The 12,031-nt window shown below is 72.0% G+C and carries 13 protein-coding genes; 6 read left to right on the plus strand and 7 right to left on the minus strand.

The annotated features are described in order from the left end of the window. Window positions 1-95 precede the first annotated feature (95 nt). The 3 genes from LG634_RS00245 to LG634_RS00255 form a co-directional block, all read right to left on the minus strand. Window positions 96-866, minus strand: coding sequence for an IclR family transcriptional regulator (locus LG634_RS00245; RefSeq protein ID WP_226731473.1), 771 nt, complete (start codon window positions 864-866; stop codon window positions 96-98). A 276-nt stretch (window positions 867-1,142) separates the two neighbouring features. Further along, window positions 1,143-1,370 (minus strand): DUF5326 family protein, encoded by a 228-nt coding sequence (locus LG634_RS00250; protein ID WP_226731474.1) that lies wholly within the window; start codon window positions 1,368-1,370, stop codon window positions 1,143-1,145. A gap of 172 nt (window positions 1,371-1,542) precedes the next feature. Next, window positions 1,543-1,863: a cupin domain-containing protein gene (locus LG634_RS00255; protein WP_226731693.1), complete on the minus strand. Its 321-nt coding sequence runs from the start codon at window positions 1,861-1,863 to the stop codon at window positions 1,543-1,545. 89 nt (window positions 1,864-1,952) lie between these two features. On the opposite strand from LG634_RS00255, the gene LG634_RS00260 reads away from it, so the two are divergent. The 4 genes from LG634_RS00260 (at window position 1,953) to LG634_RS00275 (ending at window position 5,166) form a co-directional block, all read left to right on the plus strand. Next, entirely contained in the window at window positions 1,953-2,333 is a 381-nt protein-coding gene (locus LG634_RS00260) for a phage holin family protein (protein WP_226731475.1), read from the plus strand. Window positions 2,334-2,343: 10 nt separating this feature from the next. Beyond that, entirely contained in the window at window positions 2,344-3,528 is a 1,185-nt protein-coding gene (locus tag LG634_RS00265) for a cystathionine gamma-lyase (protein WP_226731476.1), read from the plus strand. A 211-nt stretch (window positions 3,529-3,739) separates the two neighbouring features. Further along, a complete protein-coding gene (locus LG634_RS00270) occupies window positions 3,740-4,636 on the plus strand; it encodes a LysR family transcriptional regulator (RefSeq protein ID WP_226731477.1) in 897 nt (298 codons plus the stop codon). Between the two features lie 50 nt (window positions 4,637-4,686). Further along, the gene (locus LG634_RS00275) at window positions 4,687-5,166 is read left to right on the plus strand and encodes an NUDIX domain-containing protein (protein WP_226731478.1); all 480 of its coding nucleotides are present in this window, start codon (window positions 4,687-4,689) and stop codon (window positions 5,164-5,166) included. Window positions 5,167-5,306: 140 nt separating this feature from the next. Here the strand turns inward: LG634_RS00275 and LG634_RS00280 are convergent, their stop codons facing one another. After that, window positions 5,307-6,839 carry a globin domain-containing protein gene (locus LG634_RS00280; protein WP_226731479.1) on the minus strand — a complete coding sequence of 511 codons (1,533 nt, stop codon included), beginning with the start codon at window positions 6,837-6,839 and terminating at the stop codon, window positions 5,307-5,309. 159 nt (window positions 6,840-6,998) lie between these two features. Further along, window positions 6,999-7,640 (minus strand): HAD family hydrolase, encoded by a 642-nt coding sequence (locus tag LG634_RS00285; protein WP_226731480.1) that lies wholly within the window; start codon window positions 7,638-7,640, stop codon window positions 6,999-7,001. Between the two features lie 225 nt (window positions 7,641-7,865). Here LG634_RS00285 and LG634_RS00290 point away from each other — a divergent pair, with 225 nt between their 5' ends. Together LG634_RS00290 and LG634_RS00295 are read left to right on the plus strand one after the other, a co-directional pair. After that, window positions 7,866-8,753 carry a GNAT family N-acetyltransferase gene (locus tag LG634_RS00290; RefSeq protein ID WP_226731481.1) on the plus strand — a complete coding sequence of 296 codons (888 nt, stop codon included), beginning with the start codon at window positions 7,866-7,868 and terminating at the stop codon, window positions 8,751-8,753. Between the two features lie 40 nt (window positions 8,754-8,793). Beyond that, window positions 8,794-9,963, plus strand: a complete 1,170-nt coding sequence (locus LG634_RS00295; protein WP_226731482.1) for a winged helix DNA-binding domain-containing protein — start codon at window positions 8,794-8,796, stop codon at window positions 9,961-9,963. A 24-nt stretch (window positions 9,964-9,987) separates the two neighbouring features. Here the strand turns inward: LG634_RS00295 and LG634_RS00300 are convergent, their stop codons facing one another. Then, window positions 9,988-11,376 (minus strand): serine hydrolase domain-containing protein, encoded by a 1,389-nt coding sequence (locus LG634_RS00300; protein ID WP_226731483.1) that lies wholly within the window; start codon window positions 11,374-11,376, stop codon window positions 9,988-9,990. A gap of 32 nt (window positions 11,377-11,408) precedes the next feature. Next, complete coding sequence (locus LG634_RS00305; RefSeq protein ID WP_372482351.1) at window positions 11,409-12,005, minus strand: response regulator; 597 nt, start codon at window positions 12,003-12,005, stop codon at window positions 11,409-11,411. Between the last annotated feature and the right edge of the window lie 26 nt (window positions 12,006-12,031).

The following is a 12,031-nucleotide window of genomic DNA, read 5'->3' on the forward strand; positions in this document are numbered from 1 at the left end:
CTACCCCGCTGTATGTGGAAGTGGCCAGGAACAACCCCCCAGGACCCCCTTGACAATCGTGGTGGAAGCGACCACATATCACAAGGAGTGAGTTTTCAGATACTGATAGAGAACGAGAGGGTACTCAACAGCGCGCCTACTTCACTCCGTAGTCGATCGACTGCATAGAGCAACCGGTCCTGTTGGTGCAGGGGGAGAGAAATGGCCATGGTCGCCGCGGCGTCGCCGGCCGTGATCGGGATGGCCGCGCAGACCGTTCCGAGGGCGTACTCCTGACGCTCGATCACCGGCTGCATCCGCTCCAGGGAGTTGATGCGCGCCTCCAGCGCCTGCATGTCGCGGACCGTGTACGGGGTGACGGCGTGCACGGGGTGGCGGTCGTAGTAGTCCCGCCGGGCCTTCTCGTCGAGCTGGCCGAGCAGGCACTGGCCGATGGCGTGGGCGTGGCCGGTCTGGCGGAAGTCCGCCCACTCCTCGACTGCGGGCGCGCCGGGGCTGTCGGAGACGCCGACCACCTCGATCTCCCCGTCGCGGTAGACCGCGAAGTAGACGGGGGCGCCGACCGCGTCACGAAAGTGGGCGAGCGAGTCGAGGATCATGCTGCGACGTTTCTGCGCCAAGCCGCCGCCCGCGAGCCGTCCGGCCGCGGCACCGAGCACGAACACCCCGCTCTCCCGGCGCAGATACCCCTCGTGGGTCAGCGTGCGCAGCAGGTGGTACGTGGTCGGCAGTGGCAGCCCAGCCTCCCGGGCCAGCTGTTTCGCCGGGGCCCCGTCGCCGTGGGCGCCGACTGCTTCGAGCAGCCTCAGCGCCCGCTGCACCGAACCGATCAGGGTCGGAACGGGCGCACTGTCAACTGATGGCACGACTTCACCCCCAGGCGTGGCGGCGGGCCATCGGGGTTGACCCGCCCGCGGGGTCCGCCCCCGCAGCTGCCGCGTTTCCTGGGGCCCCCTCGGGGCCGACGCCCGAGGATGCTGACAGAACCGCAGGTCAACGCAGCATTACCGGCCAGTGCGCCCAGGGATCGGCACAGATTGCCACTGTATCGGCCGATTACCGGCGTGCGGGTGGTTCAGGGGCTTTCGATCCCCCGAGCGGGTTAATCACCACTCCTGCCGACGGACCGTTACCCGAGGCTCCTAGAAGTCGGTCCGCGAGGTCTTCGGCTTCGCTCCGCCGAACATCTTCACGAGGTACACCAGTCCGCCGACGAGGGCCGCGAACAGCAGCACGTTGAAAGCGAATCCGATGAGGGTGCTCAGCAGTGAGGCGAGCATCCCGCCGAAGACGAACAGGGCGATCACGGGAATGCCGACCCACTTCACCCACCACGGCATGGATGCGAAAGTCTCTCGGAACCCGTCCATTTCCTTCTGCCTCTCCCAGTACGTTCCGCTTGCTTGTCCTGGCTTCGATGCTAGGAGCGGAAAAGGCCGGGCGGGCGGCCCGGGGCCCTTGGAGTCCCCTGATCCGCCCCCTAGGGGATGCCCGGCCGCCGTCCCGCGGGACGGCGGCCGGGCATCCGGGCGGAGCCGCAGGTCAGGAGCCTTCCGGCGGGGAGAAGACGACCAGTACCTTCAGGTCCTCGGAGATGTGGTGGAAGCGGTGGGGCACCCCCGCCGGCACATAGATCACACTGCCCCGCGCCACCATCGTCGTCTCCTCGCCGACCGTGATCGACGCCCGTCCGCTCACCACGAAGTACACCTCGTCCTCGCGGTGCGGCTGCTGGGGATCGGCCTGACCGGCGTCCAGCGCATAGAGCCCGACCGACATGTTCCGTTCCTTCAGGAACTGCAGGTATGCGCCCTCGTTCGCGGCACGCTCCGCATCCAGATCGTCCAGCCGGAAAACCTTCATCGCTGCGCTGCCCCTCGTATCCACCCGTGCTCCGGGTTCCGGCTTTCTGCCGATGTCACTCACGGATCTTCTCTGCCACGATCAGACACATGACGAATTTCGTAGTCAAGACGGTCGCCAACGCCGCGGCCCTGGCCGTCGCCATCGGGGTGGTCCCCAAAATCACCCTCGACGACGGCAGCAGCCTCGGCGACCGGGCCCTCTCCCTGGTCCTGGTCGCGCTGATCTTCGGCCTGGTCAACCTGGTCGTCAAGCCGATCGTGAAGCTGCTGTCCCTGCCCCTGTTCATCCTGACGCTGGGCCTGTTCACGCTCGTCGTGAACGCGCTCATGCTGATGCTCACTTCATGGCTCGCCGAGAAGTGGGGCCTGACGTTCCACGTCGACGGCTTCTGGACCGCCGTATGGGGCGCCCTCATCATCAGCATCGTCTCGTGGGCCCTCAACCTCGTCCTCCCCGACAAGAACTGAGCGGCCCCCCATGACCGATCCCACCCCCAGCCCCCGGACCCCGCCCGGTCGCACCGGGGAGCGGCCGTACGGCGACGGCACCCGTGCCGTACGCGCCGGACTGCCCGAGCCCGTCAAGAACGAACCCACCCTGCCCGGGCCGGTGTTCGCCGCGCACTACCACCTGCCCGGCGAGGTCGAGGGGCCGTACACCTACGGCCGTGACACCAACCCCACCTGGACCCTGCTGGAACGCGCCATCGGCGAGCTCGAGGCACCGGGCACGGACGGCGCGGAAACCATCGTCTTCGCCTCCGGCATGGCCGCCGTCTCCGCCGTCCTCCTCTCCCACGCCGCCGCCGGCGACACCGTGGTCCTGCCCGACGACGGCTACCAGGCCCTGCCGCTGGTCCGGGCCCAGCTGGAGGCGTACGGGGTCGAGGTCCGCACCGGTCCCACCGCCGGTGACGCCCAGCTCGCCCTGCTTGACGGAGCCCGGCTGCTGTGGCTCGAAACCCCGTCCAATCCGGGGCTCGACGTCTGCGACATCCGGCGCCTCGCCGACGCGGCGCACCGCGGCGGCACCCTGGTCGCGGTCGACAACACCCTCGCCACCCCCCTCGGCCAGCGGCCGCTGGAGCTCGGTGCGGACTTCGCCGTCGCCAGCGGCACCAAGGGCCTCACCGGCCACGGCGACCTGCTCCTCGGCTACGTCGTCTGCCGGACCCCGGAACTCGCCGCGCGGATCCGGCTCTGGCGCAAGGTCGTCGGCGCCATCCCCGGACCCATGGAAGCCTGGCTGGCCCACCGCTCCCTGGCCACCCTCCAGCTGCGCACCCGGCAGCAGTGCGCCAACGCCCTCGCCGTGGCCGAAGCCCTCGCCGGCCGCACCGAGGTCACCGGGCTGCGCCACCCCGGGCTGCCCACCGACCCCTCGCACCCGGTGGCCACCCGCCAGATGGGGACGTACGGCAGCATCGTCTCGTTCACCCTGCCCGACCGCACCCATGCCGGCCGCTTCCTCGACGCCCTCCGGCTCGTCGAGGACGCCACCAGCTTCGGCGGCGTGCGGTCCACCGCCGAGCGGCGGGGACGCTGGGGCGGGGACGCCGTACCCGAGGGGTTCATCCGGTTCTCGGCCGGTGCCGAGGACACCGACGACCTGGTGGCGGACGTCCTGCGGGCCCTGGACCTCGCCGCGGACGCCTCGCTGTAGGCACCCGGGCCCGGCCGGCGTACCCGCCCTACGCAGCACGGACGGTCCGAACCTCCCCCCTCATGGCTCGGACCGTCCCGGGTTCCACGCGCGAAGAACCACACAGACAAGGCTAGTTGACTCTGCGTCAGAGTCCAATCACGCTAACGACAGAGACCTATCGACATATTTATAGTGGAGGCCGGGACAAGACCTGCCGAAGGGGGCAGCCGTGGATCTGGCCCTGCTGCGCACCTTCGTCGCCGTGCACCGGGCCGGCTCCTTCACCCGCGCCGCCGCACTGCTCGGCCTCTCCCAGCCCGCCGTCACCTCCCAGATCCGTACCCTGGAACGGCGCCTCGGCCGGCCCCTGTTCGTCCGCCGCGCCCGCGGCGTGACGCCCACCGCCGTCGGCGACGAACTCGCCCACAAGGCCGCCCCGCACCTCGACGCCCTGCTGGAGATCACCGAAACCGAGCGGGACCCCGGCGCCGGCCTGCGGACCCTGCACCTGGCCGGCCCGCCCGAGTTCCTCACCCTGCGGGTCCTGCCCGCCCTCACCCCGCTCACCACCCAGGGCCAGATGCTGCGCACCTCGATGCCGCCGGACGCCGAGGACGCCTTGGACGGGCTCGCCGCCGGCCACCACGACCTCGTCGTCACCACCGCCCGCCCGCGCGGCGAACTGTTCTCCTCGGCCGTCCTGTGCGACGAGGAGCACGTCCTGGTCGCCGCCCCCTACTGGGCCGCCCTCGTCGATCCCGCCGCCCTGCGCGACCGCGGGCCGGCAGCCCTGACCGGGATCCCCGTCGTCGAGGTCCACGAGTCGCTGCCGCTGCTGTCCCGGTACTGGGCCGAGGTCTTCGACACCCCGCCCGCCGCGACCGCGACCGCCGTCGTCCCCGATCTGCGGGCCGTCCTTGAGTGCGCGGCCGCAGGCGGCGGGCTCGCCGTCCTGCCCCGCTACCTGTGCGACGGGGCCCTGAAGTCCGGTCGGCTGGTCGCCCTGCTGGACCCGCCGGTACCGCCGCTGCGCACCTGGTTCCTGGCCGTACGCGCCGGGACCCTGGCCCATCCGCACCTGGCACGGGCCTACGAGCTGCTGCTCCGGGCGGCCTCCGACTGGTGAGCACGGGCCCGGGGAGTTTCAGAACGGGACCGCCGGGCCACTCTTCTCCCATGACCGAACGCCCCGTGGTCAAGCGCACCGCCCGTGCCATCCTGCTCGACGGTGAAGACCTCATCCTGATCAAACGGACCAAGCCCGGTGTCGACCCCTACTGGCTGACCCCCGGCGGGGGAGTCGAGCCCGAGGACGCCACCGTCGTCGACGCCCTGCACCGCGAGGTGCACGAGGAACTCGGCGCGAAGATCACCGATGTCGTGCCCTGCTTCGTGGACACCGTCGAACACATCGCCTCGGGCGGCGTGACGGGGGTCAAGGTGCAGCACTTCTTCGTGTGCCGGCTCGCCTCCATGAACCCCGACCTGCGGCACGGCCCCGAAGTGGACCATCCCGAGGGCACGTACGAGATCGTCCGGGTGCCGTTCAGCCGGGTCGGCATCGCGGCCGTGCACCTCGTCCCGCTCTCCCTGCGCCACTACCTCGACGGCAACATCGAGGGCGTCCGCGCCATGCACGCACCCGACCTCGGCTGAACCTCCGTGCGGGCCTTGGTGGCCGGGCCCGCACGGCGGCACGCCGGCGCCCGTGCGGGCCCGGTCTGGTCTGTTCCGGACTGGACTGGACTGGTCGGACCTGGCTCGACTCGGCTCGACTCGGCTCAGCTCGGCTCGGCTCAGCTCGCGAGGCCCATGAGTTCCTCGACCTGGTCGTGCCGGATCCGGTCCCCGGGGATCCCGATCCGCTTCAGCGCGTCCACTCCGCTGCGGATCAGCCCGGGCGGACCCGAGATGTAGGCGTCGTACGAGTTCCACGGCCCGTGCTCGCCGACGGCCTGGGGCAGCTGCCCGGTCAGACCCTCCGACACCACCGGCCGCACCGACAGCCACGAGTGCGACTTCTGCAGGCCGAGCAGGGTGTCGATGTCGTACAGGTCGACGTCCGTGCGGGCCCCGTAGAACACCTCCACCGGCCGCCGCTCGCCGTGCTCGGCGACGTCCTCGATGAGGGCCTTGATCGGGGCGATGCCCGTGCCGCCGCCGAGGCACAGCATGCCGTTCTCCGTGCTGTGGTCCACGACCATCGACCCGGCCGGCGGGCCCAGCCGCAGCACGTCACCGGGCCGGGCGTGACGGACCAGGGCGTTCGACACCCAGCCGGCCGGGACGGCCTTCACGTGGAACGACAGCAGTCCGTCGGAGCGGGGCGCGGAGGCGAACGAGTAGTGCCGCCACACCCGCGGCCACCACGGGGTCTCCAGGCTCGTGTACTGCCCGGCCAGGAAGGGGTACGGCTGGTCGGGCCGGACCGTGATCACCGCGATGTCCGAGGTCCGCAGGTCGTGTGAGACCACCTCGGCCTGCCACCAGGCCGGCGCCTGGCCCTCCTGCTCGGCGGCGGCGTCGATCATGACCTGCGAGACGACGGTGTAGGCCCGCACCCAGGCCGCCTCCGCCTCGGGGCCCCACGTCTCCACCGCATACCGGGACAGCGCCCCGATCAAGGCCTCGCCGACCGCCGGATAGTGCTCGGGACGGGTCCCGTACTTCCGGTGCCCGCTGCCCAGTCGGCGCAGGTACGGGACGAGGACCTGCGGTTCGTCGATGTGTTCGCCGGCCGTCAGCAGCGCCTTCAGCAGCCGGTCCCGCTGGACGTCCATGGCCGCGGGGAACATCTCCCGCAGATCGGGGTGGCCGGTGAACAGCAGCGCGTAGAAGTAGGAGGTGACCTTGTCGGCGATCGGCGCGATCTCGGTGAGGGTCCGCCGGACCAGCAGGGCGTCAGGGGAGGGCTCGGACACGCTCGCCGGAGGGAAGGCCGCGGGGCAGACCGGACGCTCGGCGGCATCGGCGGCGGGCGCGGCCGGGGTGACAGGGGCGGCCGAGGTGGTGGGGGCAATGGCCCCGGGCGCCCCTGGAGCCGCGGGAGCCGCGGCCGGCTCCGGCGTTGCGGCTGCTTCCGGGGCGGGGGCGACCTGCGGTGCCGGGGCCGCCGCCGGGACCGGGGTGGCCACCGGCACGATGAACGGTTTCGGCGGAGTGGCCGGCATCGGCGGGATGGTCGGCCGGATCGGCAGGGCGGTGACCGGTGCCGTGGTCTGGTGCGCGGTGCCTGTGGTCTTGCTCGCGGGTGTGGACCTGCCCGCTGCGGGACCCACCGGACGTATCTGGGCCAGGCGTCTGGCCGGTTTGGTGGGCGGAGCGTCCATGCGGTGCCTCGCTTCGAGCATCTCGGTGGTCGGCTCCCGCCACGGCCTCGAATCCGTGGTTCCGGGTTTTCGCAGCATGGCACTCGGTGGCGAGAGAACGGGCGAATAGCGGGAATTCAGCGTTTCCCGACCGAGATTCCCTTAGGATCGCCCGCCGTCTTACCGGCCGGTTCGACTTGTGCGCGCCAGCGCGAAGGCCTCCCGCAGGTCGCGGCCCTCGTACACGTGCGTCGCGGTCGCCGCCAGGTGGGGACGGGCGTTGACGGCGACGGATACGGGGACCTTCTCGAAGAGCACGGCGTCGGTCATGGAGTCCCCGTACGCCACGCAGTCCCGCAGGTCGACGCCGAACCGGGTGCACAGCCGGGCGGCGACCTCGGCCTTCCCTTCCGGGGTGAGGATGCCCGAGACGTCGACGGGCTGAGAGAAGGGCACTGACGGGAAGACCGACCCATGTGCCGCATGGGCGCCCCAGCCCAGGAGGCGCTCCACGAAGAAGGAGGGCGACAGCGAGATCACCGCGCAGTACTCCCCGCGGTCCCGGATCTCCTGCCAGACCTCCCGGATCCCGGTCAGCCACGGGGCACCGTCGAAGGCGGCCCGGACGTGCTCCTCGGTCAGCCCGCTCCACATCTCCCGCAGCCGGACGGCGAACTCGGGCGGCCCGATCCGGCTCGCGCTGAACTCCTGCTCCAACTCGGCGATCTCCGACTCCAGACCCAGCTGCCGGGAGATCTCCACCGGCGCAGCGGTGCCGTACATGAGGGTGCCATCGAGATCGAAGAGGTGGAGTGCCGTCATGTCAGACGAGGCTAGTGCGTGTTTCACGTGAAACATCACCCCACCGAAACCCCGGTCCCGGAGAAACGCCGGGACGGGGAATCCCCGCCCTCGTGAAACACCGAGCCGCGTGCAGGCGGCCGCCCGGTGTTTCACGTGAAACATCAGGTTGTTTCACGTGAAACACGAGGCCGGGATACCGAAATCAGGTGGACGCTCCCCCGCCGTTCATCCAGTCTGAACCCCGTGCCCACACCTCACCTCGCCACCCTGACCATCCGCCCGCTGACCGTGCAGGACGTCTCCTTGTGCGCCGATCTCTCCGAGGATCGCGGGTGGCCGCGCGAAGACCACAAGTGGGGACTCCTCCTCAGCGCGGGAGCCGGATACGGCATCGACGCTCCCGACGGAGATGGCCTGGCAGCCTCCTGTGTGGTCACCTCCTACGGGCACAGCGCCGACGGCCCTGCCCTCACCGCCATCGGCATGGTGCTGGTCGCCGCCCGCTACGCCCGCCAGGGCCTGGGCCGCCGCCTCATGACCCAGATCTGTGAGCAACTGGCCCCGGCCCCCATCACCCTGCACGCGACGCCCAACGGGCAGCCGCTCTACGAGCAGCTCGGCTTCGAGGCCACCGGCCGGGCCGAAATGCTGGTCGGACGGTTCACCCCGCACCCCGCCGACAGTGCTGCTTCCTCCGCGGTCTCCGTACGGCCCGCCATCGCCGCCGACCTGCCCGCGATCCTGCACCTCGACCGCGAGGTGTTCGGGGAGGACCGCACACACATGCTCACTCGGCTGCCCTCCTTCGCCGACCTGTTCCTGGTCGCCGAGGACACACACGGCGCCCTCATCGGCTACACCGCCGCCTGGCCCAACATGGACACCCACGTCGTCGGCCCCCTGATCGCCCGGGACGCCGCCACCGCGCAGGCGCTGGTCGCCACGCTCGGCACCCGCAGCGACCGGCCGCTGCGCACTGACATCGACGTCCGGCACACCGCTCTGATCAGCTGGCTCAAGGACCACGGCCTGGGATCCGTGGCCTTCAACGCGGTGATGACCCACGGCATCCCGGAACTGCCCGGCGACTGGACCCGGCGGTTCGCCCCGCTCACCGTCGCCGCCGGCTGAACCACACCGTCACCCCCGGCAGCCGCCCTACGATCCGGCCATGAGCAGCCACCCCGGGATCAGCACCGCCGACCGCCGCAACCGGCTCGGCCTCCGCCACTGCCTGGCCCCCTCGGCCCGCGCCACCACCGTGGCCGAGGCGGCCGACGCCGTCGTCGCCCTGCATGCCACCGATGCCGCGACCGTCTTCCTCTCCGCCCGGGCCCGTACCGGCGCTGATGTCCCGGCGATCGAGAAGGAGTTCTACGAGGAGCACGCCGTGGTCCGGCTGCTCAGCATGCGCAACACCCTGTTCGCCGTCTCCACCGCCCTTGCCCCCGTCGTGGACTCCTCCACCGCCCGGGCGATTGCCGCCAAGGAGCGCCGCACCCTCCTCAAGCACCTCGCCGAGGACGGGCAGGGGCTCGATGCCTCCTGGCTGGCCCGCGCCGAGGAAGCCGTGCTCGCTGCCCTCGACACCCAGGGCCCGGCCACCGGCACCCAGCTCTCCGCTGCCCTCCCGCTCCTCCGCACGAAGATCACCTTCGGCCGCGGGACGAGGCACGAGACCGAGACCGGTGTGGCCACGCGTGTCATCCGGCTGCTGGCCGCCGACGGCCGGATCCGCCGGGACCGCCCCCGTGGCAGCTGGACCTCCAGCCAGTTCCGTTGGACCCACACCGCCCCTTGGCCCCCGCTACCGCCCGCCGACGCCCGTACGGAACTGGCCCGGTGCTGGCTTCTCGCCTACGGCCCGGCCACCGAAGCCGACCTCAAGTGGTGGACCGGCTGGACCCTCACCGACACCCGCAAGGCCCTCGCCGCACTGGGCGCCGAGCAGGTCCGCCTCGACGACGGCAGCACCGCCCTCGTCGCCCCCGGCGACACCGCCCCGGTGCCCGCGCCCGACCCCTGGGCCGCACTGCTGCCCGGCCTCGACCCCAGCGCCATGGGCTGGGCGGACCGCAGCTTCCACCTCGACCCCGCCCACCGTCCCGCCCTCTTCGACCGCGCCGGCAACATCGGCCCCACGGTGTGGTGGAACGGCGAGATCATCGGCGGCTGGGCCCAGCACTCCGACGGCCGGATCGTCTGGCGGCTCCTGACCGACCGCGGCCGGGACGCCGCCGACGCGGTCGCCACCGAAGCCGGACGCCTCACCGACTGGCTGGGGGAGACCCGGGTCACCCCGCGCTTCCGCACTCCGCTGGAACGCGAACTCACCGCGTGAGCACCGGGGCTCCGCCAGGGGCGATCAGCCGTCCAGGCCGCGCCAGCCCTGCGGGTCGACTCCGCCGGGCACCGGGGCCTGCGGGTCGTACGGCTCCCGCGTGAAGCAGAACGACCCCAGGTCGAGGTGGCTCACCGACCCGTCCGGCCGCCGCACCACCCGCAGCGACTCGCCCGCGTAGTAGCCGTTCAGCCCCGTCCACGAGCCGTCCGGCTCCGGCCGGAAGCGCGCCCCCCGGCCGGTGGCCCCCACCGGGCTCAGGTCCAGTTCGCCGCCCGGCAGCAGCCGCAGCAGGTTGGGCGAAGTCCCCCAGTACCAGGGCCCGGTCACCGCCACCACCGCAGGATCCGCCTCGGCCTGCGGCAGCGGCCGCCACGGCTCCGGCATCCGCGGCTCCGCCTCGGCCAGGATCCGCACCAGATCCAGTGCCACCGAGGAAGCCGGCAGCGCCGTCGTACAGTTCGCCAGCACCACTGCGGCGACGTCGTCCGCCTCGCTGAACCACAGCCCCGCCACGAACCCCGGCAGCGAACCGCCGTGCCCGGCCACCGCCCGGCCACCGGAATCCAGCAGTTGGAGCCCCAGCCCGTACCCGGACCCCGGCGTCCCGGGCTCCGGCGCCACCGCGTGCGTCCGCATCTCCCGGACGCTCGCCTCGCTCAGCACCCGGTCGTCACCCCGGGCGAGGAACACCGCGAACCGCGCCAGGTCCCGGGTCGTCGACCACAGCTGTCCGGCCGGCGCCATCAGGCCGAGGTCCTCCAACGGCTCCGGCATCATCACGTCCGCCCACGGGTGCACCGCCCAGCCCCCCGCGTGCGGGGCCTGCGGCTGCCCGCTCGTACGGTCCAGGCCCAGCGGCTCCAGCACCTCGGACCGCAGGACCTCTTCCCACGGCCGCCCGCGCACCGCCTCCACCAGGGATCCCAGCAGTGTGTAACCGGGGTTCGAGTAGTGGAAGCGCCGCCCCGGCTCGTGCCGGAACGGCTCCTCGCCCAGCACCTCCGCGAGCCCCGGCCGCAGCGCGCTCGACGACCGCTCCCACCACTCCCCCGGTGTCTCCGCCGCCAGCCCCGCACCGTGGCACAGCAACTGGGCGACGGTCACCTCGCCGGCGCCCGTCCCGGGCAGGTGCTTCTCCAGCGGGTCCGACAGGCTCAGCAGCCCTTCGTCCCGCAGCCGCAGCACCAGCACCGCCGTGAAGGTCTTCGTGATGGAGCCCACCCGGTACTGCACGTCTCCGTCCGGACCGTGCCCGTCCACGCACGTACGCGAGCCCTCCCACACCACCTGCCCACCCCGGGCGACGGCGGCGACGACGGACGGCGCACGCCCCTCGGACTGGGCGACGGCGAGCCGGTGCAACAAGGCCCGGCGGGTGGCGGGAAGCAGCTCTTCAGCGACGGAGATCATGCCCGCAGCTTCGCACCTCCCCGCGCCCCGGATCATCCGAGTTCCTCCGCGTCGTGCACCAACAGGGCGATCTGCACGCGGTTGTTCAGCCCCAGCTTCGCCAGGATCCGCGACACGTTCGTCTTCACCGTCGGCACGCTCATGAACAGCTCGGCCGCGATCTCCGCGTTCGACCGGCCCCGTCCGACGGCCACCGCCACTTCCCGCTCCCGGTCCGCGAGCGCTGCCAGCCGGGCCTGCGCCTCCGCCGCCCGCGGCCGCGCCCCGCCCCCGGCCACCTGCGCCATCAGCTGCCGGGTCACCGCCGGCGACAGCACCGGCTCCCCCGCGGCCACCCGCCGCACCGCCGCCACGATCTCCGGCGGCGGCGTGTGCTTGAGCACGAACCCCGCGGCGCCGGCCCGCAGCGCCCGCAGCACGTGCTCGTCCGTGTGGAACGTCGTCAGCACGAGCACCTCGGGCGCATCCGGCCGTGCCCGCAGCTGCTCCGTCGCGGCCAGTCCGTCGAGCGTCGGCATCCGGATGTCCATCAGCACCACGTCCGGCGCGCACTGCGCCACCAACGGCAGGACCTCGCTCCCGTCCGCGGCCTCACCCACCACCTCGATGTCCGGGGCACCGCCCAGCATCAGCCGCAGCCCGGAACGGACCAGAG

It is taken from the genome of Streptomyces bambusae, from assembly GCF_020532645.1.
Taxonomy (GTDB): domain Bacteria; phylum Actinomycetota; class Actinomycetes; order Streptomycetales; family Streptomycetaceae; genus Streptomyces; species Streptomyces bambusae.